Source organism: Achromobacter sp. 413638, from assembly GCF_043119405.1.
In the GTDB taxonomy this organism is placed as follows: domain Bacteria; phylum Pseudomonadota; class Gammaproteobacteria; order Burkholderiales; family Burkholderiaceae_B; genus Achromobacter.
The window spans coordinates 1-25,697 of the sequence record NZ_JBICCO010000035.1 but is presented as its reverse complement, the minus strand read 5'-3'; the positions used below and the strand labels follow the sequence as shown (position 1 = coordinate 25,697).

23 protein-coding genes and 1 tRNA gene are annotated in these 25,697 nt (G+C 66.6%); 13 read left to right on the top strand and 11 right to left on the bottom strand.

The window, feature by feature from the left end; genetic code table 11:
• The first annotated feature begins 36 nt into the window (after positions 1-36).
• Positions 37-450 carry a rhodanese-like domain-containing protein gene (locus ACEU5R_RS15900; RefSeq protein ID WP_103275296.1) on the top strand — a complete coding sequence of 138 codons (414 nt, stop codon included), beginning with the start codon at positions 37-39 and terminating at the stop codon, positions 448-450.
• 8 nt (positions 451-458) lie between these two features.
• Here the strand turns inward: ACEU5R_RS15900 and ACEU5R_RS15895 are convergent, their stop codons facing one another.
• Positions 459-1,514 (bottom strand): hypothetical protein, encoded by a 1,056-nt coding sequence (locus ACEU5R_RS15895; RefSeq protein ID WP_392410800.1) that lies wholly within the window; start codon positions 1,512-1,514, stop codon positions 459-461.
• A 315-nt stretch (positions 1,515-1,829) separates the two neighbouring features.
• Between ACEU5R_RS15895 and ACEU5R_RS15890 the strand changes: the two genes are divergently transcribed.
• Positions 1,830-3,161, top strand: a complete 1,332-nt coding sequence (locus ACEU5R_RS15890) for an ATP-binding protein (protein ID WP_392410799.1) — start codon at positions 1,830-1,832, stop codon at positions 3,159-3,161.
• A gap of 59 nt (positions 3,162-3,220) precedes the next feature.
• Here ACEU5R_RS15890 and ACEU5R_RS15885 read toward each other — a convergent pair whose 3' ends face one another.
• Genes ACEU5R_RS15885 through ACEU5R_RS15870 form a run of 4 tightly spaced genes read right to left on the bottom strand, consistent with a single transcriptional unit; the run spans position 3,221 to position 6,673 of the window.
• On the bottom strand, positions 3,221-4,177 hold the full coding sequence (locus ACEU5R_RS15885) for a sterol desaturase family protein (protein ID WP_392410798.1): 957 nt from the start codon (positions 4,175-4,177) through the stop codon (positions 3,221-3,223).
• Positions 4,174-5,586, bottom strand: a complete 1,413-nt coding sequence (locus ACEU5R_RS15880) for a sensor histidine kinase (protein WP_392410797.1) — start codon at positions 5,584-5,586, stop codon at positions 4,174-4,176. Before ACEU5R_RS15880 ends, ACEU5R_RS15885 begins: the two co-directional genes overlap by 4 nt.
• A complete protein-coding gene (locus tag ACEU5R_RS15875) occupies positions 5,583-6,275 on the bottom strand; it encodes a response regulator transcription factor (protein ID WP_392410796.1) in 693 nt (230 codons plus the stop codon). Before ACEU5R_RS15875 ends, ACEU5R_RS15880 begins: the two co-directional genes overlap by 4 nt.
• A 17-nt stretch (positions 6,276-6,292) precedes the next feature.
• The gene (locus ACEU5R_RS15870) at positions 6,293-6,673 is read right to left on the bottom strand and encodes a hypothetical protein (RefSeq protein WP_103275302.1); all 381 of its coding nucleotides are present in this window, start codon (positions 6,671-6,673) and stop codon (positions 6,293-6,295) included.
• Here ACEU5R_RS15870 and ACEU5R_RS15865 point away from each other — a divergent pair.
• From ACEU5R_RS15865 to ACEU5R_RS15830, 8 genes are all read left to right on the top strand, one after another.
• Positions 6,653-7,213 carry a hypothetical protein gene (locus tag ACEU5R_RS15865; RefSeq protein ID WP_392410795.1) on the top strand — a complete coding sequence of 187 codons (561 nt, stop codon included), beginning with the start codon at positions 6,653-6,655 and terminating at the stop codon, positions 7,211-7,213. The two genes, ACEU5R_RS15870 and ACEU5R_RS15865, sit on opposite strands and share 21 nt — an antisense overlap.
• A 158-nt stretch (positions 7,214-7,371) precedes the next feature.
• A complete protein-coding gene (locus tag ACEU5R_RS15860; protein ID WP_392410794.1) occupies positions 7,372-7,632 on the top strand; it encodes a hypothetical protein in 261 nt (86 codons plus the stop codon).
• 141 nt (positions 7,633-7,773) lie between these two features.
• Positions 7,774-7,932 carry a DUF6726 family protein gene (locus ACEU5R_RS15855; RefSeq protein WP_199770890.1) on the top strand — a complete coding sequence of 53 codons (159 nt, stop codon included), beginning with the start codon at positions 7,774-7,776 and terminating at the stop codon, positions 7,930-7,932.
• Between the two features lie 476 nt (positions 7,933-8,408).
• The gene (locus tag ACEU5R_RS15850; RefSeq protein ID WP_392410793.1) at positions 8,409-9,578 is read left to right on the top strand and encodes a porin; all 1,170 of its coding nucleotides are present in this window, start codon (positions 8,409-8,411) and stop codon (positions 9,576-9,578) included.
• A gap of 547 nt (positions 9,579-10,125) precedes the next feature.
• A complete protein-coding gene (locus tag ACEU5R_RS15845) occupies positions 10,126-10,416 on the top strand; it encodes a hypothetical protein (RefSeq protein WP_103275305.1) in 291 nt (96 codons plus the stop codon).
• A 381-nt stretch (positions 10,417-10,797) separates the two neighbouring features.
• Positions 10,798-11,298: an acyloxyacyl hydrolase gene (locus ACEU5R_RS15840; RefSeq protein ID WP_103275306.1), complete on the top strand. Its 501-nt coding sequence runs from the start codon at positions 10,798-10,800 to the stop codon at positions 11,296-11,298.
• Positions 11,299-11,400: 102 nt separating this feature from the next.
• Positions 11,401-11,838 (top strand): acetyltransferase, encoded by a 438-nt coding sequence (locus ACEU5R_RS15835; RefSeq protein WP_103275307.1) that lies wholly within the window; start codon positions 11,401-11,403, stop codon positions 11,836-11,838.
• 184 nt (positions 11,839-12,022) lie between these two features.
• Positions 12,023-12,535 (top strand): DUF4189 domain-containing protein, encoded by a 513-nt coding sequence (locus ACEU5R_RS15830; protein WP_392410792.1) that lies wholly within the window; start codon positions 12,023-12,025, stop codon positions 12,533-12,535.
• 171 nt (positions 12,536-12,706) lie between these two features.
• Here ACEU5R_RS15830 and ACEU5R_RS15825 read toward each other — a convergent pair.
• The 6 genes from ACEU5R_RS15825 to ACEU5R_RS15800 form a co-directional block, all read right to left on the bottom strand.
• Positions 12,707-12,785, bottom strand: a tRNA-Ile gene (locus ACEU5R_RS15825).
• A gap of 7 nt (positions 12,786-12,792) precedes the next feature.
• A complete protein-coding gene (gene rpoD / locus ACEU5R_RS15820; protein ID WP_103275315.1) occupies positions 12,793-15,057 on the bottom strand; it encodes an RNA polymerase sigma factor RpoD in 2,265 nt (754 codons plus the stop codon).
• An 845-nt stretch (positions 15,058-15,902) separates the two neighbouring features.
• Positions 15,903-17,960 carry a DNA primase gene (dnaG, locus tag ACEU5R_RS15815; RefSeq protein WP_392410791.1) on the bottom strand — a complete coding sequence of 686 codons (2,058 nt, stop codon included), beginning with the start codon at positions 17,958-17,960 and terminating at the stop codon, positions 15,903-15,905.
• A gap of 19 nt (positions 17,961-17,979) precedes the next feature.
• The gene (gene rpsU / locus ACEU5R_RS15810) at positions 17,980-18,192 is read right to left on the bottom strand and encodes a 30S ribosomal protein S21 (RefSeq protein ID WP_006218592.1); all 213 of its coding nucleotides are present in this window, start codon (positions 18,190-18,192) and stop codon (positions 17,980-17,982) included.
• A 399-nt stretch (positions 18,193-18,591) separates the two neighbouring features.
• Positions 18,592-19,134, bottom strand: a complete 543-nt coding sequence (locus ACEU5R_RS15805; protein WP_103275317.1) for a phosphoribosyltransferase — start codon at positions 19,132-19,134, stop codon at positions 18,592-18,594.
• Between the two features lie 102 nt (positions 19,135-19,236).
• Positions 19,237-20,226, bottom strand: a complete 990-nt coding sequence (locus tag ACEU5R_RS15800) for a LacI family DNA-binding transcriptional regulator (protein ID WP_103275318.1) — start codon at positions 20,224-20,226, stop codon at positions 19,237-19,239.
• Between the two features lie 140 nt (positions 20,227-20,366).
• Here ACEU5R_RS15800 and ptsP point away from each other — a divergent pair, with 140 nt between their 5' ends.
• The 3 genes from ptsP to ACEU5R_RS15785 are packed head-to-tail and all read left to right on the top strand — an operon-like array spanning position 20,367 to position 25,620.
• Positions 20,367-22,880, top strand: coding sequence for a phosphoenolpyruvate--protein phosphotransferase (gene ptsP, locus ACEU5R_RS15795; protein ID WP_392410790.1), 2,514 nt, complete (start codon positions 20,367-20,369; stop codon positions 22,878-22,880).
• On the top strand, positions 22,877-23,830 hold the full coding sequence (gene pfkB / locus ACEU5R_RS15790; protein ID WP_392410789.1) for a 1-phosphofructokinase: 954 nt from the start codon (positions 22,877-22,879) through the stop codon (positions 23,828-23,830). Before ptsP ends, pfkB begins: the two co-directional genes overlap by 4 nt.
• Positions 23,827-25,620: a PTS fructose transporter subunit IIC gene (locus ACEU5R_RS15785; RefSeq protein WP_392410788.1), complete on the top strand. Its 1,794-nt coding sequence runs from the start codon at positions 23,827-23,829 to the stop codon at positions 25,618-25,620. Before pfkB ends, ACEU5R_RS15785 begins: the two co-directional genes overlap by 4 nt.
• Positions 25,621-25,697: the final 77 nt, after the last annotated feature.

The following is a 25,697-nucleotide window of genomic DNA, read 5'->3' as shown; positions in this document are numbered from 1 at the left end:
GCGCTTGCGCATTCATCCCGAACCAGGAGCCCCAACATGCCAGTCAATGCCGTGACCCAGATCCCCGCCGCCCCCGCCGATGAGGCCGTCCGGCATTTCGAGGCCGCGTTCCGGTTCGAGACGGATTGCTGGGACACGCACGAGGCGCTGAGCCAGCAGGCCGATCCCGGCTTCGTGCTGCTGGACGTGCGCAGCCCGGAGAATTATGCGCAAGGCCATGTGCCCGGCGCGCTCAGCCTGCCGCGGCGCAAGATCATCGCCTCGCGCATGCGGCAGCAATACGAAGCCGGCACGCTGTTCGTGACGTACTGCGCGGGGCCGCACTGCAACGGCGCGGCCCGTGCCGCGGCCGCGCTCGCGCGCCTGGGCTATCCGGTGAAGATCATGGCCGGCGGCATCACCGGCTGGATGGATGAAGGCTTTCCCCTGGAGCGGGACGCGCCGGTTTGACGCGGCGGTCACAGCAAATACAGCCGGAAAGGATAGGCGTAATACAGCCGCTCGGTCCGGCCTGCCTTGCCCTGGAACTCCTGATGTATGCCGCGGCGCGCCTGGAACAGCGCGTCCATCGGCGAGCGGCCCTGGCTCAAGCCTCCAAAGAAATAGCGGATCATGAGCGTGGATGAATTGCCGGCCTCGTTGTTGATGAGGGGCGCCAGGAAATGGCGGACGCCATTGCGGCGCGCCGACGCGATGAATGATTCGCTGATGCCCAGCTGGCTCGAATCCAGATAGACCAGCTTGAACCGGGACCCGTCCAGCGCGTCCGCCTCCATGTCCCGCTCGCCCAGCTCGATGACGTCATCCTCGTCCGCCGGCGCCGATCCCCAGGATGGCGTTACCGATCCGTATGCGCTGATCAGCAGGAAGTCGTAGTCCGCGTGCGCGAACATGCGCGGATCGGCCTGCTCGATGTGCAACAGGTCTGACGCCGGGAACAAGCGCTGCGCTTCGCCCGCGCCATTCTCCGGATCCGTTTCTGGATCGCGCACAATCAGGCCGCGCAGCGGTCCGCCGACGGCAGGCCCTTCGATTGCCGTGGGCGATGGCCGGGACAGGGCGAAGGCGGTCGGCTTGACCAGGAACAAGGGCTCGCCGTCCACCGGCAGCAGATCCAGCGCGAAATGCAGGAAGCGGGGGTTGATCTCGAACACCACGCAAGCCGCCTCTCTCAGGGCCGGGCGCAAGGGCCCCAGCAATTCCACCGACAGCAGCTCCAGCCTGGCATCGAACCTGGCATCCGGTCCCTGCTTCCCATCCAATGCTTCATAGACCTTCAGGAACTCCTTGGCGATGGCATTGACGGAACGCTCGCTGGTCACGGTCAGGGCGGTCTTGCCATCGCTGGCGCGCAACGCGAGGCGTCCGCCTTTTTCCAGCAGGACGATTTCCAGGCAGGAGCCCTGCGCCTGCGCCGCCGGGGCGGCCAGCGGCAGGAGCGACGCCAGCAACGCCAGCGCGGCGCTGGCCGCGCCGCGCCGCCACGGACGGATCTGCCCGACACGACGACGCATACGGAATGTCATGGCAGCCACGGCACCTGCCCGAAAAAGGGATCGTCATCATAGACAGATCCGGCGCATCGAGATGCAAGCCAACAGTCAAGATTTGAGCAAGATTTGTCAACGCGGCAGCCAGCGTTCCACACGACGGCAGACCCGGCCCGGGTTGCGAGCGTCCCGCCGCCAGACAGCCTGCGCCGCCAACGGACAAAGCAGGTCCGGATTGCAAATTTATTCACAAATTCGGCACAGAGCCAGCCGGAACCCGAGCGCGCCTGGCAGTACGATCGCGCCACTTCGCCAGCGCCACGCGCGCATTCGTCCACCATGATCAAATTCATCCTCCGCATACTCGTCGTCGCCATCGTCAGCTTCTTCGTGGCGTACTTCATGGTGGACCGGAGCCTGAACTATTTCTTCAGGCCGCAGATCGAGAGCGTCGCCCTGCGCGCGGTGCGCGGCGAACTGCATGCCCTGCACAAGGAACTGGATGCCATCGCGCCAGCGGACCGGGCGCGCATCCTCCACGCGGAGATCGCGCCGCTGTATGGCGCCGACATCCACTTGCTGCCCCAGGAACAGGTCAGGCTGGGCGACAAGGAGCGGGACCAGCTCGCCCGCCTGGGCGTGGTCTTTCGCGAAGACAACGGCATCTACCTCTTCCCCCTGCCCGGCGAGCCGGCGCAATGGCTGCAGGTACGCCAGCCCGGCGACAGTCCGGCCGACAGGCTGCTGGCGTGGAGCGCCTGGCTGCTCCTGAGCCTGATCGTGGCCACCGCCCTGTTCCTGCTGTGGGCCTTGCCGATCTGGCGCGACCTGAACGTGCTGCGCAACGCCACGCAGCTGATCGGCCAGGGAGACCTGGGCACCCGCGTGCGCCTGTCGCGTGTGGCCGGCATCCGGCACGTGGGCGAGAGCTTCAATCAGATGGCCGAGCGCATCGCCGCGCTGATCGAGAACCAGCGCAGCCTGACCAACGCCGTCTCGCATGAACTGCGCACGCCGCTGGCCCGGCTGGCCTTCGAAGTCGACCTGCTGCGGCAGGACCGCAGCGGCGCGCGCCGCGAGCATATCCTGCAGGACATGCAGGCGGACATCGACGAGCTGGAAAGCATGGTGGCGGAACTGCTGGTCTACGCGCGTCTGGAACGGCCGACGGACGACATGATGCCGCAGGAAACCATCGACGCGCGCGACTGGCTCGGCGACACGCTGGCGCAAGTCGACCACCTGGCGCAAGCGCGCGCCGTGCGTTGCGTAGTGCACGGCGATTGCCCGCCGCAGGTCCGCCTGCACCGCCGCTACATGAGCCGGGCGCTGCTCAACCTGGTGCAGAACGCGGTACGCTATGCCAGCCGCCTGGTGCATGTATCCCTGGCCGCTCGCGCGGACGGCGCCTACGAACTGATCGTCGACGATGACGGCCCGGGCATACCGGCCAGGGACCGCGACAAGATCTTCGAACCCTTCATCCGTCTGGACGAGAGCCGCGACCGCGGCACCGGCGGCGCCGGCCTCGGGCTGGCCATTGTCCAGCGCGTGGCGGCCGCGCATCATGGCGACATCAGCGTGCATGGCAGCCCGCTGGGCGGCGCGCGCTTCATCCTGCGCTGGCCTGCGCCCGAGGCGCGGCGCGCCGAATCGCAGCGCGCCGCCTGACATGCGCTGTCCCATCCGAAGACCTGGCCGCTCACCGCAGCCAACGGATCCTGGCCGACTCACGAGGCCGGCCGTTCCGCCTTGGCGGCGGGCTCCATGATGTCGCGCGCGCCGCGCGCCGAGAACGGCTGCCACAACTGGCGCAGGAATCCGTCATGGATCCGCCCGCTGATGCCGATATCCACCGGTGGACGACGGTCGCGCGGATGATAGTAGGTGCCGAACAGCCTATCCCACAGCACCACGTTTTCACCGTAGTTGCGATTGCCCTCGGGCAGGCGCTTGGAGTGATGCCAGCGATGCAGCGGCGGCGTGCTGAAGATCCGATCCAGGAAGCCCGTGCGCACGTCGATGTTGCAATGAGTGAGCAGGCCGATGAAGGCGGTGGCCGCGCTGACCCACAGGAACACGCGCAAGGGCGCGCCCAGCAGCAACAAGGGCGTCTGACTGCATGCGATCTTAATCAGCGTGTCCACGATATGAAAGCGCCCGGTGTTGATCACCCATAGGCGGCGCACGCTGTGATGCAGCGCATGGAAGCGCCATAGCGGCCGCCATTCATGCGCGGCGCGATGCGCCACATACAGGCCCAGCTCCGCCACCACCAGCCCCAGGACCACCTGCAGGGCCATGGGCCATTGCGCGGGCCACGGTCCGGCCTGCGACGCGGCGGGTTGCAATGCGATCGCGGAGGCGGCGCCGGCCAGCGTGGCGAGATAGGCCCCTAGCTGCGCCACGCCCTTGGTGAACAAGGTATGAGCCAGATCTTCGCGCATCTCTCCGTCGTTGGCCTGCCAGGCCCGCTCATAGGGCAGGATGCGCTCGCAGGCCAGGATCAACAGGACCACGCCCAGATAGACCAGATTGAACCAGAACATCGGCGACGCCGTCGCCAGCGCGGCACCGGTGCCGGCCAGTCCGGCGCAGAGGATGGCGGGCCACGCGAGCACCCGCAGCGCCTCGCGCGCGAGTGAACGGCAACGCGCGAGGCGCAAGGCCACGACGCGAAACTTCATCTCGGACTCCGGGAGAGTTCGGCCGCGACATCGGCGTCGCCAGGCTCGGGAAAATCAAGGCGAAAGCAGGCGCCGCCGTCCGGCCCGGACGCCACGGAAACTTCGCCTCCGTGGCGGCGGATGATGCGGGCCACCAGGTTCAGGCCCAGGCCGGCGCCCGTGCTGTGCGGCGACTCCTTGACGAAGGGTTTGAAGATGTCTTCCCGCCAGCCTGGCGGCACGCCGTCGCCCTGGTCGCAGACCTCGACCGCGCGAACGCCATGAACGCGCAAGGTGATGACGCCGCGACGGCCGCCGTGCTGGATGGCGTTCTGCACCAGGTTCGACACGGCCCGCTCCAGCGCGGGCCGATCCCCGGCCACCGTAACCGGCCCTGCCCCCGACTCGAATGCGATCTGGTACCCGGCGCCAACGGCCAGCGGCGCCAGCTCCGCCGTGACGCCGCGCACCAGCTCGACCAGGTCCAGCGGCAGCAGCGGCGCGCTGTCGCGCTCCAGCCGCTGCGCGTCGAGCAATTGTCCCGCCAGCAAGGATAGGCGCGCCGCGTCCTCCAGCAGGCGGGCGCGCTCCGGCCCGGCCGGCAAGCCCTCCAGGCGCATGTTCAGGATGGCGATCGGCGTGCGCAGCTCATGCGCGGCATCGGCCAGGAAGCGCTGGTGGCGCGCATAGCCTTCGTCCAGCCTGGCCAGCGCGCCGTTGACCGCCCGCACCAGCGCGGCGGCTTCTTCCGGCACGTCGCCCAGGGGCAGTCTCGTTTCGCGACGATCGATGTCGATGCGGCCGGCCTGCTCGGCCGCCGCGCGCAATCCGCCCAGCGTGCGCCGCACCACCAGATGGGTGGCCAACAGCGTCGCCGCGAGCGTCATCAACGCGATCGGCAACACCATCTTCCACAGGACCAGGCCCGCCCCGATCAGCGCATTGCGCGCCGTGATCGAACTGGCTGGCCCCGTCAGCACGCCCACGCGACCCGCCTCGGTCTCGACCTTGCGCATCCGCGCCGTGCCGCGCGGCGGATCGCCCAGGTTCCAGCCCAGCCGCGCCTGGCCCACGCCGTCCAGCGCGCCGCCAACGGCGGCGAATTCCGGCGGCACGGGCCCATCGCGCAGCTCCCTGCCCTGGCCGTCCCGCAACACGGCCCATAGATCGGGCTGCTCGGCGCGCAGGCCGCGCAGGCGTGGCGTGTCGCGCAGCACCAGCGCGCCGGACGCATCGCGCGCCACGGCCTCCTGCAGGATCTCCACCGTGTTCTCCTGCGACGAGAATTCGACCAGGTTGCCGGTGACGAACAACAGCGCCACGACCAGGATCTGTATGCCCACCTGCGCCAGCACCAATCGCCAGACCAGCCGCCGTCCCAGCGAGGCGCGGCGTCCGGCCGGCGGATCGGAAAGGCCGTCCGCCGTCATGATGCGGCAGCCTGGGGCGGCAGGGCCCGCAGCAGATAACCCACGCCGCGGATGCCGCAGATCTCCACGCCCGCCGACGCCTGTTCCAGCTTGCGCCGCAGGCGCGACACATGCGTATCCAGCGCGTTGGACTGGATATCATCATCCAGGCTGAACACCGCGCTCTCGAGCGCGGCGCGCACCACGGTGCGGCCGGCTCGCCGGACCAGGGTTTCCAGCACCAGCAATTCGCGGCGCGGCAGTTCCAGCCGCTGGCCCGCGACGCTGGCCTCGCTGTGTGTCAGGTCGAACGCCAGTCCCCCCAGCCGGACCACGTCGGGCTGCATCAGCACGGGACGACGCAGCACGGCGCGCAGACGTGCCAGCAGTTCATCGAACGCGAAGGGCTTGACCAGATAATCGTCCGCGCCCGCGTTCAGGCCGCCGACCTTGTCGGCCAGCTCGCCCACCGCCGTCATGACGATGACCGGCACGCCCTCTTGCCGGGCGCGCAGCCGGACCAGCAGCTCCAGCCCGTCGCCATCCGGCAGCCGCCGGTCCAGCAGCACCGCGTCGTGCTGGCCGCTGTCGGCGAGGCTGCGCGCCGCGGCCAGCGTGCCGGCGTGATCCAGCGCGATGCCATGGCGGCGCAATGCGGCCGTCAGCGCGTCGACCATGCCCGCCTCGTCCTCGACCAGAAGAATCCGCACGTGCAGTCTCCCTATCCCTAGTACCGGATCACGGGCGGCAACGCGCGGCGGCCGCGAAACAGCGCCTCGCAATCCACCGGCCGTCCCCAATGGATGCGGCCGTCCCGGCACGGATCATATGCCGGCTCGGCGCCGTAGAGTATGACCGGCCCCTGACCGCGCCGCATCAGCTCCTCGCAGTTCACGGGACGTCCCCAGTTGATGCTGCCATCGCGGCAGGGGTCGTAGTGCGGCGCGGGCACCACCACGGCCGGCGGCGGCATCACGATCACCGGCGGTCCGCCGTAGACCCAATCCTGGGCCGGCGCGGCGGCCGGCGCCAGGCAGGCGCAGGCGACAAGCAGCAAGGCCAGGCGCGACGGCCTGGAAGCAACGGTATGGGCGAATTCCTGGAGCATGGCTTTTCCCGAAACGCGGGGCGCATCCCCGCCACGGCCGCCAGTATCGAAGGGGTCGATTGCGTGAACATTGCGCGCGAACCGCCCGCGCGCGCCCTTGCGCCAGCGCCCGCAGGCTGCAAGATTCATCCCATACAATCGAGCGGCTCCGCCACGTTCGCATCGCGCCCTTCCATGCACGACGCGACGTTCCTCCATCCCCACACCTGTATAGATAGCCTGCATCCGATGAAAGCGCTATTGCTTTGCCTGACCCTCGCCGCCGCCAGCGGCGCCGCCCTCGCCCAATCCGCGCCTGCCGTGTCCCAGAAGGAAATGCAGGACACGATCGAACAGCTCAAGAAACTGCAGAACCCCGCGCCCGGCGCCAGCGCCGTCAAGGGCTGGGTGTGCCGCGACATGGAGGATGGCGGCACGCGCCTGTACATCGTGGACCGGACCGGCATCGCCCGCATGAACAAGGTCCCCAGCACGGAAGCCGCGTTGCTGGACACGACCACGCCGCTCGAACAGCTGCAGGCCTGCAAGCGGCCGGACTGACGCCGCCAGACAGCCAACCCGGCTCGGGCGGCGCAACGCCATCATCCCGCGCCGGACGGCGGCTTCGCCCGCGGCGACGATGTCCATCGCCGGGCATTGGCGCCGGGCGAGCCTCGGGAGTAATCTGGCGTGGCATCCACGACACGCCGGAGACCATCATGTCCCGCAGCCCTCTTATCGAAGCCGGCACATCCCAGACGGGCAATCTGCTGCAGTTCCTGGCCTGGCTGTCCGAGCGCCCCCGCAGCTACGCCGACACCATGGAAGCCTGGAAAACCAGTTGCCCCCGGCTCTCCGCCTGGGAAGACGCGACGTCCAACGGCCTGGTCGACACCGCCCACGGTCCCGCCAGCGCCGGATCCATCATCGTGCTGACAGACAAAGGCCGGGCGCTGCTCGACGCCCATAAAGGCGCGTAGCACGCGGCATCGGCCGCGTGCGGTTACATCCCGTGCCACGGCAAGCAAGAATCCTTACAGTCGACCCGCAAATCTCCACTATTCCGCGCGCCGCGACGCCGCACAATTTCGTTTCGATCAACCAGGATTCACACTGATCAAATGAAATGGCTATTGGTCGCGGCGCTTTGCGCGCTCGCATCGGGCTGTGGCCTGGCCGCCGCGCCCTGCCGCGTTGCATCGGCCGCCATCAAGATTGTTCCCGTCGTCGGCCACACCGTCGCAACGCCGACGGACGCCTGCGCCGACATCATCGACTGACGGCTCCACTCGTGCCACCGATGGATCGGCAGCGCCATTGGGTGGCACCAGGATCAGTCTGAGAATTGACATGCGGCACATGCCGGCGTCGACCCGCGCGACATGCACGCCGCCATCCTCATTCCTGCCCCGACGCGCTCGCTCACATCACCAAGAACAAGCCTGCAGCGCGGCGAATGCGTGTCCGCCACGCCGAATCGATACGCGAACGCGCCTATCGTTTTCCCTCATCCATCAGTCGCCCCCCAAGCACGGCGCGACGCCATCGTTACAGAAGCGGATCAACATGTAATTCCCCTGTTCGGTGAATGACAGAAGCACGGGACTAGAGTGCTTTGACCAGGCTGCCGCGAAGAGGGGACGGCATGCACTGGGCAGCTGCCGGTGGCGTCATGCCGCCGGCGGTTTCGTCCCCTGCCGCGCGCGAATGGCGATCTACCCGATAGCGATCAAAACCAAACAAGGGGAGCCACTCCATGAAGAAACACCTGTTCGCGGCCAGTGTGACCACTGCGCTTGCAGTCACCTCTGCAAGCGTTGCCGCCGAATCATCCGTAACGCTGTATGGCGTCATCGACACGGGCCTCGGCTACGCCAAGGTAAGCGGCGACTACCGCGATCCGAAGACAGGCGCGGTCAATCGCCTGGACAACAGCCATGTCGGCATGACCAACGGAACCACCGCAGGATCCCGCTGGGGCCTGCGCGGCAAGGAAGACCTGGGAGGCGGGCTGTATGCAACATTCAAGTTGGAATCGGGCTTCAACTCGGCCAATGGCACGCCGGGACAGAACAACCGGCTGTTTGGCCGCGACGCCGTGGTCGGCCTGACCAGCGCTGACTTGGGAAAACTCGAATTCGGCCGCCAATTCAACATCGGCACTCAGTACATGCTGAGCATATTCGGCGCGAACTTCGGCAACGGTTTCACGCAGTGGAACACCGGCGCGGGCCTGGGCCTGAGCGGAGCGGCTTTTGGCCGCTACGACAACATGGTGCTCTATGAAACACCGTCCATGGGCGGGCTGACCGCAGCGATCAGCTACTCGAGCAACATCGACGACAAGCGGGACGGCGAAACCGGATTCGCGACCGCGGACAATACCCGCGCCGTCACGGCGGGGCTGCGCTACCTGAATGGACCGCTCGCCGCGTTCCTTTCCTATGACCAGCTGAACGGCTCCAACAAGCTGTCACAGCCGAGCGAGCGCAACGCCACCCCTCGCTCGTACCTGATCGGCGCCTCATACGACTTTGAGGTCGTGAAACTCCTGCTCGCGTATGGCCGTACCACGGATGGCTGGTTTGGCGGCAGTTCATTGCCCGCCGGCGCCGCGATCGGCAAATTCAGCGGCATACCAACCAACGCCTTCGTCGACGGCTTCAAGTCCAACTCGTACCTGGCAGGCATTTCAGCGCCGGTCGGCGCGGCCGGCAGCATGTTCGCGTCCTGGCAGCGCGCCGACGCGAACAATTCGCGCCTGACCTCCGATGACGCCACCACCAACACGTTCTCGCTCGGCTATACCTACAGCCTGTCCAAGCGAACCGCCATCTACGGACTGGCGTCCTATACCAACAACTATGCGTTCCTGAAGGACGCGAAGTACACGGACGTCAGCGTGGGCTTGCGGCACGCGTTCTGACGAGCGTCGGCGCGGCACGCCAGGATGCGAGCCTGAAGGCGTGACGCGCCGCTCCTGCCGATAGCCGGCCTCCGACCGCACGCCGCCTGCAATGAGACAGGTCGAGACAGACCCACGGCGTGCCAGCGGCAATCGGTCTATTTGACGGACATCCCTCCTCCGCGAAGGGACGGGAATCGTCGCAGCGCATGCCCGCGCAAGCAGGCATGCGCTTTTTTTCATTGCGCGCCTGTTGCGCTCATCCGCAACGACGATGGCAGATTTGTCTTTTACACAAAAGCTTCCATGCTATTTCTTGGCACAGCGCCACATCACATGGACGGACGAGTCTAAAAGAGCGCATGCTGTGGACTTGATCCCCGGCCGGTACAGCCGGGGATTTCTTTTTCCCGTCGCAATCGTCCGAACGCATCGCACCCAAAAAACGAGCCACCGCTCGCGCCGTCCTTGTCCGCAACGTCGCATGCATCGGCAGTATCATGGCCTCCCACGACAGGCGCCAGCCTGTATGCCACAGCACAGACGCCCATCTCCAGGACCCGACGCGATGACCATCATGACGTTGCTCGAATTCGCCGGCATGGATCGGCAGGCCTACGACAGACTGGGCGCAAGCCTGCAGGCGCAAGGCGCGCCCGCAGGCATCCTCTTCCATTCCTGCGGCGCGGTTCCGAATGGCTGGCGCATCGTCGACGCCTGGCGGTCGCAGGAGGACTTCGATCACTTCGTTGATGAAACCCTGTTGCCCGCGGCCCGAAGCCTGGGCATCCCCGCGCCGGCCCGGCGCGAGCACTTTCATGCCTACCATGCGGGCATGGTGGCCCCAGGGGCCTGCTGAGCGCGAATGCCCGGCATCCGCATGTGGCCGTTCCCCACGGCATGACAAAAAGAAGTCAGTTTTCTTGAACAACTCGCAAGACCGACGATCAATTGTTCACGAAACTTCAAATTTCTCGTCGACGCGATTGATAGAGTGACCGGACTGTTGAACAAATTGGTTCGGCAGCGACGCTTGCATGGACAAGGCCTCCATAGCGGAGAGAGGCTGCCATATCTGCGCCCGCATCCCGGAAGCCCGCCACGGATTCTCGATTCATCCAAGGGCGGATTGCCGTTGCGTTGCACTCATCTTTCAGTCGACAACATGAAAACCAACAATCAGAAAACAAGCAGGAAGCAATCCAGCAGGAACGGGATCTTGTCAGGCATCACTTGCCTGATGCTATTCAATGCCGCGGGCCCGGCCACCGCAAGCTCCGGTGGTACGCAAGGCGGCATCAGCGTGCACTACGGCGTCGGGGATCGATACCAGCGCTACACGTTGAACTATGAAACGCCCTCGGTCTGGACCACGCGATTCGGCGGCCGCTGGGGCCGCCTGGACCTGACGCCGGAGATCGGCGTTTCGTACTGGACCGCAGACCGCCCGCGCTCGCCCGGCCAGGCCTGGCAGTTCAGCGCGATCCCGATGTTCCGATGGTGGACCAGCGAACGCTTCTACATAGAGGCCGGCGTGGGCGCCACGGTGCTCACGCGCACACGATTCTCGAATCGGAACATCGGCTCGGCGTTTCAGTTTGGCGACCACATCGGCGTGGGCTTTCTGCTGACGCCCAACAGCCGTGTTGGCGTGCGCTATTCGCATTTCTCCAACGCGGGCATCAAGCGACCGAATCCGGGACTCGATACGGTGCAACTGACATACACGCATCAATTCTGATGCATGGCCCGCATCACCGACCAGGAGTTGCGGGCGCCGCCCTCGCGGCTTGCCGGCAAGCGCCGGCTTGATCGTCAACGGGCAATGGACTACTCTATTGCGATGATAACGATTAGATCTTCCCGCCCCGGCGAGGGCGCCCGCGTCGTCGAAATCTGGCGCCGCGCGGTTGACGCCACCCATGATTTTCTTTCCCCTGAAGACCGCCAGGCCATCGACGAGATGGTGTGCGGCTTCCTGCCCCAGGCGCCACTGCTGCTTGCCGTGGACGCGCATGACTATCCGCAGGCATTCATGCTCATCGACAACGGCCACATGCAGGCGCTGTTCGTCGACCCGGCCTGCCGCGGCACCGGCATCGGCGCCGCGCTGGTGCGCCACGGCCTTGCGCTGCATCCCCGGATGACGACCGACGTCAATGAGCAGAACGGCCAGGCCGTGGGTTTCTATGAAAGGATGGGGTTCAAGCGCATCGGCCGGTCGGCGCTTGATGATCAGGGCAGGCCTTATCCGTTGATTCATCTGGCGTATCAGGCGTAGCGCTGCGCTGAACGAAAATACAGTCCGAGCCACCTGCGGGTGGCTTTTCATTTGAGTCGCTCGGGGGCTGGGATGCCGTGGAAGTTTCAGCCGCGTCGGCGTGACGATTTCCTTGCGTTTCTTGTCTGGTTCCGTGATTAGAATAGTCGCATCCCGATGCCGCCGACCATCACACGGAATTCCCATGAAAGACATTCGATCTCTCACATTTGCGCTTGCTATAGCTGCCATTGCGCTTGCTGTGGCCAATCCGGCCGCGGCCGAACAGGGATGCTCGGACGGCTATAAGCCCACTCCCACGCAGAATGGAATTGAATGCCGGCCGGTTCCCGGGCTGTACAGAGGATCGGGCGGAGGAGCCGCCCCCCAGGTCCGCTGGGAGGAGCGCTGGGGCGCGATCGTCATGGATGCCGCTTCCGGGATGACCGGCATCGGCGGCAGCCAGCCCACCGAGGAAGCCGCCATCCAGATCGCCACGGCCATGTGCCAACGCAAGGGCGGCAAGAGTTGCCGCGTCGACATCACCTATTCCAATCAATGCGGCGCTCTCGCCTGGGGCAGCAACCATGCCGTCTCGGCCCGCGGGCGGACGCTGGAAATCGCATCCAAGTACGCCATTGACTCGTGCGAGAAAACGACTGGCAAGAAGTGCGAGGTCTTCTTCTCCGATTGCAGCTTGCCGGTGCGAGTCCAATAGGCAGGTCGCGCATCAATCATGGCGCGATAGCCTGTCCAGGCTTCCTGCCGCAGCCCTGAAGCCTCGGTGCCCCAGGAGCGGAAGAGGCACCTTTCCGGACACAACAAACGCTGGAAAAGAAACAGCCGCCATCGCTGGCGGCTGTTTGCTCCTGATAAATCAGGAGTTTCTTGGTAGGCCCCCCGAGAGTCGAACTCGGCACCAATGGATTATGAGTCCACTGCTCTAACCAGGCATGAGCTAGAGGCCCAGGAAACTTACTGCCCTTCCAGGAAGCTCTTCAGCTTGTCGGCCCGGCTGGGGTGACGCAGCTTGCGCAGTGCCTTGGCTTCTATTTGGCGGATGCGCTCGCGGGTCACGTCGAATTGCTTGCCCACTTCTTCCAGGGTCTGGTCGGTGCTCATTTCGATGCCGAAACGCATGCGCAGGACCTTGGCTTCACGCGGGGTGAGAGAGTCTAGCACTTCCTTGACCACGTCGCGCATGGAGCCGTGCAGCGCCGCGTCCGAAGGCGCCAGCGTCGAGGTGTCCTCGATGAAGTCGCCCAGGTGCGAATCGTCGTCGTCGCCGATCGGCGTTTCCATGGAGATCGGTTCCTTGGCGATCTTCAGGATCTTGCGGATCTTGTCTTCCGGCATGTCCATCTTCTGCGCCAGGGTCGCGGGATCCGGCTCGGCGCCGGTTTCCTGCAGGATCTGGCGGCTGATCCGGTTCATCTTGTTGATCGTTTCGATCATGTGGACCGGAATACGGATGGTGCGCGCCTGGTCGGCGATGGAGCGCGTGATGGCCTGACGGATCCACCACGTGGCGTAGGTCGAGAACTTGTAGCCGCGACGGTACTCGAACTTGTCCACGGCCTTCATCAGGCCAATGTTGCCTTCCTGAATCAGGTCCAGGAACTGCAGGCCGCGGTTCGTGTATTTCTTGGCGATCGAGATCACCAGGCGCAGGTTGGCCTCGGTCATTTCGCGCTTGGCCTTGCGGGCCTTGGCTTCGCCGGTGGCCATGCGCTTGTTGACGTCCTTCAGGTCCTTGAGCGGCAACACGACGCGCGTCTGCAGGTCGATCAGCTTCTGCTGCAGTTCCTGGACGGCCGGGATCTGGCGCTCAAGCGTCTCGGCGTAGGGATGGCCGGCGGCGACTTCGTCCATCACCCACTGCAGGTTGGTTTCGTTGCCGGGGAAGACCTTGATGAAGTGCGTGCGCGGCATGCCGGCACGGTCCACACACGTGTGCAGGACGGCGCGCTCGAGCTGGCGCACTTCCTCGACCTGGTTGCGCAGCGTGTCAGCCAGCTTCTCGACCATCTTGGCGGTGAAGCGGATGCCCATCAGTTCGTTCTGGATGGATTCCTGGGCGCGCACGTAGATGTCCGACTTGTAGCCGTCCTTCTCGTACGACAGGCGCATCTTGTCGAACTGCTTGCCGACTTCGTCGAACTTGGCCAGGGCCTTGACGCGCAGGTCTTCCAGCTGCTTGCTGGACATGCCGCCGGCCGGGCCGTCATCGCTCTCGTCTTCGTCGGCGCTGACGCCGGCGCCGGCGTATTCCTCGCCGTCTTCCGGGTCGACCAGGCCGTCGACGACTTCGTCGATCTGGGCCTGGCCTTCGCGCACGCGCACGACGTGTGCCAGGATTTCGTTGATGGTGGTCGGGCAGGCCGAGATGGCCATGACCATGTGCTTCAGGCCGTCTTCGATGCGCTTGGCGATTTCGATTTCGCCTTCGCGGGTCAGCAGCTCGACCGAGCCCATTTCACGCATGTACATGCGCACGGGATCGGTGGTGCGGCCGAAATCGGAATCCACGGTGGTCAGCGCGGCTTCGGCTTCGTCCTCGACGTCGTCGTCGTTGGACGCGACCGGCGCGTTCTCGCTCATCAGCAGCGTTTCGGCGTCGGGAGCCTGGTCATAGACCGCGATGCCCATGTCGCTGAAGGTGCTGATGATGCCGTCGATGGCCTCGGCGTCGACCAGGTCGTCAGGCAGATGGTCGTTGATTTCGCCGTAGGTCAGGTAGCCACGGTCCTTGCCCAGCTTGATCAGCTGCTTGAGGCGGTTGCGGCGGGCTTCGTATTCCTCGGCGGACACCGGACCGCGGGCGATCAGGTCCTTGGGATCGGCCTTGCCGCGCTTGCCGCCGCGCTTGGGCGGCTTCAGGTCGGGCAGGACTTCGCCTTCGCCGTCCATCGGATCGTCGAAGCCGTCGGAATCATTGTTGGCGTTCTTGGCCGGACGACCAGGACGGCGGCCGCTGGGGGCCGGGCGCGCGCTGCCCACCAGGTCGGCCAGCTTGTCCTCGGCCTTCTTGGCGCGGGTCTTGGTGGCCTTCTCGGGCTTATCCGCCGCGGCGGTCTTGGCGGCCTTCTTGACGGCCGTCTTCGCAGCGGGCTTGGCGACCTTCACCGCAGTCTTGGCGGGCGCTTTTTCCGCCGCCATGCTGACGGCGCGCTTGGCCGTCGTGACCTTGGTTTCAGCCGCATCAATTGCAGAGGAGGATTTGCCAGTGGATTTGGTCATAGTCGCTTCCGTGGTCGTCGCAACCCGTTCGGGCATGTTGCACCGCGCGGAGCCGCGGGAGGCTGGGCCTGCCGCGGCGGCGTTGCGGGTAAAACTGATGAACCGGCCGACTCCATGCGGCTGCGTTGGTCGCAGCGCCTGTCCTTGCGGACCCGCCTTGCGCCATGCCGGTGCGAAACCGTTGGGGCGCTTGGCATACATGGACTCATCCCGCGGGGATGCCCGGGCGTCGGGGGGGCTGCCTGCCTATAAATAGGCGACGCTTGCTTATCGGGTCGTTGCCCTTAGCAGCTGAGTAGACACAGCACCCAAACCTCGAACGCTACGCGGAAGCATCATCCGCCGAACTGCTCGATTCACCTCTGTATAGTAATTAACTGTGTAACAAGCTTGGCGCCCCTGACGTAAGCACCCGCGTTTTTCAGGCGGGGCATCCGGACTTGCCGTTGCCGCTCAGCCGCGAAAACACGTGCCAAACGCCAGACTCGCCAAACTGCACTTCGATTCTGCTTAATCTTTTCCGGCTTTACACAAGGCCCGCGAAAACCGCACATCCGGCAAACTCGGGACCCGACTGGCAACTGTCCGACAATCCGGCCCCGCAATCTTGCGCTGCTTTCCTGCCTGCTTTCCTGCCTGTTGCCCGGCGCTACGGCCCTGCCTTGAACCCTCGGATCCGTCCTGGATCCGGCCGCCCAAGCCATGCGACCGCCATGGTGCTTAGATCACATACGGCGGAAATAGATCCTGCCGCCTGGGCCTCCCGGCACTTCTGACCAATCCGGCCCCGCCACAATCAAGGACTTATCCGCAGCCAGTGCGGAAAACCCTTGATTTTAACGTATTTAGCGTATGCCGGCACCTTTCAGCACCATCATGCGCTGATTCAGCTCCATGTAACGCTTGCGCGCCTCTTCCGTCGCCAGCCCGCCCGCGGCCAGCTTGGCCATTTCGAGCTTGGCCGAGTCGAACTCGATGCGCCGCAAGGCGTCGTCCCATTCGGTCTGGGGATCGGGCAGATCCTCCTGCGACAGCACGTCCGCGCGCATGCCCTTGAGCACGGTGGCCAGATCCGAATCCGGCTCGGCCGCCTCCAGCAAGGCGCCCACATGGCGCGCGCCGCTGGATTGCGCCAGCATGATCAAGTCCCGCACAAGACCTAGATGGGGGCCGTGGTCGATCACTTCAAGCTGCTGGTCTCCCATGGAGTCCACCAGCTCGGGATGCGCCAGCAGCAAGCCGAGCAGGCGCTTGGCCAGCGACGGCATGGTGCGGCGGCCTTCGAAACCGCCGACGTCGTCCTCGCGCCGGCCTTTCCAATTGCCCTTGCCCTTCCAGTCGCCCTTGCCTTTCCAGTCGCCCTTGGGCTTCCATTCCTGGCGACGCTGACCGCCCTGCTGACCTCCTGGCGCACCGGCGGGCTCGCCATGGGCGCCGTGAAAATGCCCGTAATCGGTGTAATCGGACTCTTCCGCCGGAAAGTCGTGAAAGTCATGGCCGGCGAAGTCATAGCCCCCATCCATGAAGCCCGTATCCGACCCCGAAGATCCGGTCGGGACGTCGCCTGCCGGCTGCGGCTTGGCAGCCGCCGGCGCGCCAAACGGCTTGGCCGGCTGCTGCGCCAGCACCTGAGCCATTTCTTCCGGCGTGAGCTGGACCAACTTGGCCATCTCGCGCTCGATCTGGACGCGCAGCGCGCATTCCGGGATCGCGGCCAGCAGCGGCTTGGCCTCGTGCAGACAGCTCGCCCGCCCTTCGGCCTCGTCCATGTTATGGCGCGAGGCCAGCTCGTCCAGCAGGAATCGCGACAAGGCGACGGCTTCGCCCAGGCAGGCCCGGAACGCCTCGGCGCCGAGTTCGCGCACATAGGAATCGGGATCGTGCTCGGCCGGCAGGAAAAGGAAGCGGATCGCGATGTCGTCGCGCAGCACCGGCAGGCAGGCCTGCAGGGCGCGCCAGGCGGCGCGGCGGCCCGCGCCGTCGCCGTCGAAGCTGAAGATGACCTTGTCGCTGGCGCGCAGCAGCTTCTTCACATGGTCGGGCGTCGTCGCCGTGCCCAGCGTCGCCACCGCGTTGGCGATGCCTTGCTGCGCCAGGCCGACCACGTCCATGTAGCCCTCGACCACGATGACCTGGCCTTCCTGCCGGATCGCCTGGCGGGCCTCCCACAGGCCGTACAGTTCCTGTCCCTTGGAGAACAGCGGCGTCTCGGGCGAATTCAGATACTTGGGCTCGCCCTTGCCGATGATGCGGCCGCCAAAGCCGATCAGGCTGCCGCGCGCATTGCGGATGGGGAACATGACCCGCTCGCGGAAGCGGTCGTAGCGACGTCCGTCTTCCGACTCGATCACCAGCCCGGCCTCGACCAGCGCCGGATCGTCGTAATTGGGAAAGACCTGCGACAGCCCATGGCGGTCGGTGCCCGACCAGCCCAGCCCGAAATGCGCGGCGATCTCGCCGGTCAGGCCACGTTGCTTGAGATAGCGGATCGCGGCCGGCGAGGCCTTCAGCAGCTTCAGGTACTGCGCCTGGGCGGCGTCCAGCACTTGCGTGTGCCGGGATTCCTCGGCCTTGCGGCGCGCGGTTTCGGCTTGCTGTCGGGGGCTGCGATTTTCTTCGGGTACCGTCATTCCCGCCGAAGCCGCGAGCGTGCGCACGGCTTCGGGGAAACTGGCGCCCGTATGCTCCATCAGGAAGGTGATGGCGCTGCCATGCGCTCCACAACCGAAACAGTGATAGAACTGCTTGGTGGGGCTGACAGTGAACGACGGGCTTTTTTCGTTATGAAAGGGGCACAGGCCAAGCAAGTTGGCCCCACCCTTTCGCAACTGCACGTATCGCCCGACGACATCGACGACGTCGACCCGGGCGAGCAAATCCTGGATGAATGATTCTGGAATCAATAGATTCGGGAATCAAAGATCAATACAGGCGCGGGGGCAGTTGCTGGCTACGAATCCGCTTGTAGTGGCGCTTCACCGCGGCGGCGTGCTTGCGCTTGCGCTCGGCCGTGGGCTTCTCGTAGAACTCGCGCGAACGCAGTTCGGTGAGCAAACCGGTCTTTTCGATGGTGCGCTTGAAGCGACGCAGAGCGGCTTCAAACGGTTCGTTTTCCTTCAGTCGAACGATAGGCATAAAGTATTGGGCCTGCTTAAGGGGTAACAAAAGTTGATGATAAACCTGGCTTGCTTACCAGCGACGCTGCACAGGTCCAGCCTGCCGGCGCCTGCCCTGGCGTTCAAACGCCCGGCTCTGGCGCCAGTACAACCCCGGCTGGGATCTCCTGACAATCTCTCTTAACGCTATTTCAGCTGGCTGTTCCCGTTACCCGTGAGACACAGTTCACCTTGCAGTCCGGCCCCGCCAATGTTGGGCATTCTTATTCGAATGCCCAAGGCGTGGCCCAAAGGAAGGGCGGAAAGCCAAGTTCGGTTTAGCGATAACCAGCGATTCTAGCACGGGCGGCCGGATTTTGACCATAGACCGGGCACAATCGGCGCCCGGCCCCGCCCTGCCGCCTCGCGATCCGGCGGCTCAGCTCTTGGAGCCCTTGCGGATCCAGGCTTCGAGTTGGTGCGGCCGCAGGCTGTCGTAGTCCTCGAACGGCTGGTGAATCCAGGGATTGGTGGGCAGCTTGTCGACGTAGTAGTCCGGCGTGGCCTGAGAGTGGCCCTTCCACCACAGCACGGCGCTGCGCAATTCGGTGATCTCGGCGAACTGGTTCTTCAGGTGGTCGAAAACCTTGTTGAAGGTCATGCCGGTGTCCACCATGTCGTCCACCAGCAACACCCGCCCGGACAGGGTGCCGCGCGTGATGGTGATGAACTGGGCGATGTCCATATCACCCTGCTTGGTGCCGGCCGCCTCGCGATAGCTGCTGGTGGCCAGGATGCCCAGGGGCACGTCGAAGATCCGCGACATCACATCGCCGACACGCACACCGCCGCGCGCCAGACAAAGAATCTTGTCGAACTGCCAACCGGATTGGTGCACCTGCAAGGCAAGCCGCTCGATCAGGCGGTTGTAGTCGTCCCACGTCACCCACAGATGGCTGTCATCATTGGTCGGCGCGCTCATAGGCGGAATTCTCCTGCATGAAAATACGAAAAGGCCGCCTGCTGGCGTGAGCTGCGGCGGCGATGTGGCGAAATCATAACCCGGCGGCCGGCGCCGCGGATATCAGGACCGGCGCGCGGGCGTCGAGCCGCGTTCCAGACAATGCCCGTCCAGCACGATGCGGCGCGGCGGCGCGGCGGCGTTTTCGACGCGATCCAGCAACAGCATCATGGCGCTGCGGCCGATTTCCTCCACCGGCTGCTCGATCAGCGTGATGCCGCCCCCGACCATCTCCGTCCACGGCTCGTTGTCGAATCCCGCCAGGGCGATATCCTGCGGCACGACCAGGCCAGCGCGCTGCAAGGCGCGGATGACATCCAGCAGCATGAGTCCGTTGCTGGCGATCAGGGCATCGGGCCGGCCCGGCGCGGCCAGCAGCTCCGCCAGCCGGGCATCCACATCGCCCGCGCGGTGCTCGACATAGGCGGCGCGCACGGGCAGCCCCAGACGCTGCATCGCCGACTCGTAGCCCTGGCGCCGCTCCGCGCCGGTGGCGGACGCGGCGCCGAACAGGCCTGCGATCCGCCGATACCCCTGGCGATGCAGATGCTCGACCAACGCCGCCGACGCGCCGGCATTGTCCAGCACCACGCAATCGTGCAACTGGCCCTGCTCCGCCCGGTCGACCATCACTATCGGAAAACCGCGCCGCACGCGCCCGACCTGCCCGGCCGTGCGCCGCGTCGGCGCGCAGATGGCGCCGAGCACGCGCTCTTCTTCCATCAGCCGCAAGTACATCTCTTCCTTTTCGGGATTCTCGTCGGTATTGCAGAGAATCACCCGCAGGCCACGCGCATAGGCCAGATCCTCGACGCTGCGGCTGATGGCCGTGAAGAACGGATTGCGGATGTCGGCGACGATCAGGCCTATGGTGTTGCTGTGGCGCGAGCGCAGGCGCCGGGCCGCCAGGTTGGGCAGGTAGCCGGTGCGCCGGACGGCCTCTTCGACGCGGCTGCGCATCTCCGGATCGATGGCCTTGCCCGCCAGCGCCCGCGATACCGTGGCCGGCGACACGCCGGCCGCCTTGGCCACATCCTTGATGCCCACCTTCATTGGAAAACGTTTCCTGAAATAGAAAAAACAAGCGCCCCAGGGAATCCCGATTGTATTTTCAATACCCTTTGAGATCCAGGCACTTTTTCTTCTAAAATCCAGAAAACGTTTTCCCAAGCATGGGTTCCAGGAGACAGATCATGACAACCACGCAGGTTGAATCCCTGCTGCGCCCGGATTGCGTGCGCCTGGATGCGGCCGTGACCGACAAGCGGCAGGCCATCGCACTGCTCGGACAGCTCCTGGCCGCCGGCGGCTGCACGGACGAAAGGTACGGGCACAGCATGGCGCAGCGCGAGGCCCTGGCGGATACCTTCCTGGGCGCCGGCGTGGCCATTCCGCACGGCCGGGTCGAAGACCGCCATCTGGTGCGCCGCGATGGACTGGCGGTGCTGCAGATTCCAGGCGGCATCGAATGGAACCCCGGCCAACGCGTCCGGCTCGTGGTCGGCATCGCGGCCCGCTCGGATGGACATATCGCCATCCTCAAACGGCTCACCGGCCTGATTCAGGACGAGGCCCGTCTGCGCCAACTGGCCGCGACCCACGATCCGCAGGACATCATCGCAGCGCTGACCGCCGCTGCGCCAAAGACCGCGGCAGCCGCGGAGCCCGCCACCGATCTGGAGCACAGCCTGGAATGGATCGTCTCCTATCCGTCCGGCCTGCATGCCCGGCCGGCCTCGACCTGGGCGCAGGCCGCACAGGCCAGCGGCCTGCCGATACGGGTGCGGCACGGCGCGGACAGCGCCGACGCGCGCAGTCTGGTCGACCTGTTGCAGCTGGGCCTGACGGCCAAGGCGCGCGTGGTGTTCTCCGCGTCGGGCAGCGAAGCGCCTGCGGCGCTGGCGAAGTTCCTCGCCGTGGTCAATGGCCTGACCGCCCAGGAACGCAGCGCCGCCCAGGCGCAGGCGCCCTCCGTCGCGCCAGGCCGGACCTGGCAGCCCGTCACCGCGCTCGCCGCCGTCACGGGCGTCGCAGCCAGCGCGGGCCTGGCGGTCGGCCGCGTCCGCCGACTTGCCAGCGCCGACGCGCAGGTGCCCGATCGCCCCGCGCCGCTACTCAACGGCAAGGCGCTGCTGGAAGCCGCGCTGGCCGCTGCCCGCCAGGAAACGCAGGCCCTGGCCGATGCCACCGCCAAGCGCCTGGGCGCGGCCGATGCCGCGATCTTCCAGGCCCAGGCCGGCCTGCTCGACGACGTCGGCCTGATCACCGACACCTGCCAGCTGATGGCGGCGGGCCACGGCGCGGCCTGGGCCTGGCATGAAGCGGTGCAAGCCCAGGCCGAACGCCTTTCCGCGCTGGGCAATCCGATGCTGGCCGCCCGCGCGGCCGACCTGCGCGATGTCGGCCTGCGTGCGCTGCGGCACATGGAGCCATCGCTCGCCGGCGACTCCGAGCAGGCCGCCACGCACGGCGACCCGGTCGTGCTGATCGCCGCCGATCTCGCGCCTTCCGATACCGCCGCGTTGGATATCCGCCGCGTGGCCGGCCTGGCGACGACGCTGGGCGGCCCCACCTCGCATACGGCCATCCTGGCGCGCACCCTGGGACTGCCGGCGATCGTCGCCGCGGGCGCGGAGCTGCTGGATCTTGTCGACGGCGCGCAGGTGATCATCGACGGCGATGCCGGACGCATCCACCTGTCGCCCACCGAGGCAGACCTGGACAGCGCGCGTGCCTGGATCGCGCAGGCCGAGGCCGCGCGCCAGGCTGCCGCCGCCGAGCGTCAACTGCCGGCCAATACACGGGACGGCCATACCGTCGCCATCGGCGCCAACATCATCCGCGCCGAACAGGTCGCGTCCGCGCTCGAACAGGGCGCCGAAGGCGTGGGCCTGATGCGCACCGAATTCCTGTTCCTCGAGCGCCACGACACGCCCGGCGAGGACGAACAGTTCCACGCCTATCGAGGCATGCTGGACGCGCTTGCCGGCCGACCGCTGATCGTCAGGACGCTGGACATCGGCGGCGACAAGCAGGTGCCGCACCTGGGCCTGCCCGTGGAGGAAAACCCCTTCCTGGGCGTGCGCGGCGCGCGCCTGCTGCTGCGCCGCCCCGACCTGCTCGAACCCCAACTGCGCGCACTCTACCGCGCCGCCGCGCAAGGGGGCGACCTGTCCATCATGTTTCCCATGATCACATCGCTGGCCGAACTGCTCCAGCTTAAGGATGCCTGCGAGCGCGTGCGCGCCGAACTGGCCGCGCCCAGTATCGCGCTGGGCGTCATGATCGAAGTCCCGGCCGCGGCGCTGCTGGCGGATGCGTTTGCCGAGCACGCGGACTTCTTCTCGATCGGCACCAACGATCTGACGCAGTACACGCTGGCGATCGATCGCCAGAACCCGGCGCTCGCAAGCGAAGCCGACAGCCTGCACCCGGCGGTGCTGCGCCTGATCGCGCAGACCGTGCAGGGCGCGCGGACGCATGGGCGATGGGTGGGCGTGTGCGGCGACCTGGCCGGCGACCCGTTTGGCGCAGCGCTGCTGACGGGCCTGGGCGTGGCGGAGCTGTCGATGGCGCCGCGCGCGATCGCCCCGGTCAAGGCGCGCCTGCGCCGCTCGGCGCTGCCCGAGCTGCAGGCCCTGGCCACGCACGCGCAGACACTGACCAGCGCACAGGCCGTGCGCGCGCTGGACGGAGACATGGCATGAAGCTGATCACCGTCACCCTGAACCCGGCGGTCGACGCCACCGTCACACTGGACAGGCTTGAACGCGGATACGTACATCGCGCCAAGTCGATCCGGCACGATGCCGGGGGCAAGGGCGTCAACGTCGCTTCCTGCCTGGCGGACTGGGGGCTGGACGTCGCCGCCACGGGCCTGCTGGGCCGCGAGAACGCCGGCGTCTTCGAGGCCCTGTTCCGCGCCAAGCGCATCGAGGACCGCTTCGTGCGGGCCGACGGCGCGACCCGCACCAATATCAAGCTGGTGGACAGCGACGCCACCACCGACATCAATCTGCCCGGCCTGACCGCGACCAGGGAACTGCTGACTGAAGCCGAGGCCACCTTGCTGACCCTGGCCGAACCCGGCGCGCTCGTGGTGCTGGCGGGCAGCCTGCCGCTAGGCTGCCCGCCGGACCACTACGGCCGCCTGATCGCCCGGCTGCAATCCCGGGGCGTGCGCGTACTGCTGGACACCAGCGGCGATGCGCTGGCCGATGCGCTGGCCGGCCCCGCCCTGCCCTGGGCCATCAAGCCCAACCGCGACGAACTGGCCGAATGGGCGGGCCAGCCGCTGAACACGGTCAGGCACATCGCCGCGCAAGCGCAACGGCTGCGCGAACAGGGCCTGGGACTGGTGGCGGTATCGATGGGCGAGCAAGGCGCCTTGTTCGCCACGGAGCATGGCGTGCTGCATGCGCAGTTGCCAGCCACCGCCGTGGCCAGCACCGTCGGCGCGGGCGACGCCATGGTCGCCGGCATCGCCGCGGCCCTGGCCGAACAGGCGGATACCGAGCGCGTGGCGCGCCTGGCGGTCGCCTTCGCCGTCGCCAAGCTCGGGCTGGCCGGCCCCAACCTGCCCTCGGCGACCATCGTCGCCGACCTGGCCGAGCGCGTGTCGCTGCGGCCCATCTCGACTCCGGGAAACCAAGCATGAACAAGATCTGGATAGCCATCGAGGCCGGCGGCAGTGCGGTCGCCGGCGCGCTTGCGAGCGCGGCCCTGCGCAAGGCGGCCACGGAACGCGGCTGGGACTGCGATATCGAAATCCGCAACGCCGCCGGCATGCAGCAGGCCTATGCCGGCGCCGCGCCCAAGCCCGGCGATGTCCTGCTGTTGATCGGCGGCGCGCAGCCGGCCGCGCCGCAGGCAGGACTGGCTCGCGGCGTGGCGGGCCTGGATGAAGCGCTGGCGGCGCCCGACCGCGTCATCGCGGCAGCGATCGCGCAGGGACAGGCCCCGGACACCGGCGCGGGCGCCCGGGCCGCCGCCCACGCGGCCGGCGCCAATGCGGCGCCCCTCTCCTCCGACGCCGCGTCCCCTGGCGCTCCTCGCGCCGGCGCCAAACGCATCGTTGCCGTCACGTCCTGCCCCACCGGCATCGCCCATACTTTCATGGCGGCCGAGGGTTTGACACAGGCCGCCCACGCCCTCGGCCATCACATCCGCGTCGAGACGCAGGGATCGGTGGGCTCGGGAACACCGCTGACGACCGAGGAAATCGCGGCGGCCGATCTCGTCATCATCGCCGCCGACCGCGAGGTGGACCGCTCGCGCTTCGGCGGCAAGCGCGTCCATGCGTCCAACACCAAGCCCGCCATCAGCGACGGCCAGGCCCTGATCGCGCGCGCCTTCGAGCAGGCCAGTCTGCAAGCCGCGAGCAGCGACGCCGCCGGCCCGACCCAGGCCCAGCCGCGCCGCGCGGGACCGTACAAACACCTGATGACGGGCGTGTCCTTCATGCTGCCCTTCGTCGTGGCCGGCGGCCTGCTGATCGCGCTGGCCTTCGCGCTGGGCGGCATCTACGCCAGCGACGAATCCCAGGCCGGCACGCTGGCCCACGCGCTGTTCCAGATCGGTGCGCAAGGCGGATTCGCGCTGATCGTGCCGGCGCTGGCCGGCTACATCGCCTACTCCATCGCGGACCGGCCCGGCATCGCGCCCGGCATGATCGGCGGCCTGCTGGCGGCGAACATGGGCACGGGCTTCCTGGGCGGCATCGTGGCCGGATTCATCGCCGGGTACGGTACGGATTTCATGAACCGGCGTATCCCGCTGCCCAAGCAGTTGCAGGGACTCAAGCCCGTGCTGATCCTGCCGCTGCTGGGCACCTTGCTGACCGGATTGCTGATCACCCAGGTGGTCGGCGCGCCGGTGGCGGCGGCGCAGACCTTCCTGACCGACTGGCTGCGCGGCATGCAGGGAGCCAGCGCGGTCATGCTGGGCATGCTGCTGGGCGGCATGATGGCCTTCGACATGGGCGGCCCGGTCAACAAGGCGGCCTATGCTTTTTCCACCTCGCTGATCGCCAGCCACGTGTATACGCCCATGGCCGCGACCATGGCCGCCGGCATGACGCCGCCGCTGGCCATCGCGCTGGCCACGCGGCTGTTCGCCAACCGCTACACCGCCGAAGAACGCGAAGCCGGCGGCGCCACCGGCATCCTGGGCCTGGCCTTCATCACCGAGGGCGCGATTCCCTTCGTGGCGCGCGACCCGTTGCGCATGATCCCGTCGCTGATGGCGGGCTCGGCCGTCACCGGCGCCATCTCGATGGCCATCGGGGCGGAATTGAAGGTGCCGCACGGCGGGATCTTCGTGCTGCCCATTCCCGGCGCGGTCACGCACCTGCTGGGCTATGTCGCGGCGCTGATCGCCGGGACGCTGGTCAGCGCGCTGGCGATCGGATTGCTGAAGCGGCCGCTGGCGGCGGCGCAACCGAAATAAGGGCTGCGCAACCGCAGTCGCCACGCGCGTGCGGCCTGCCTGGCAACACGTTTCCTCGGGAAGCGCGCAGCAATGGA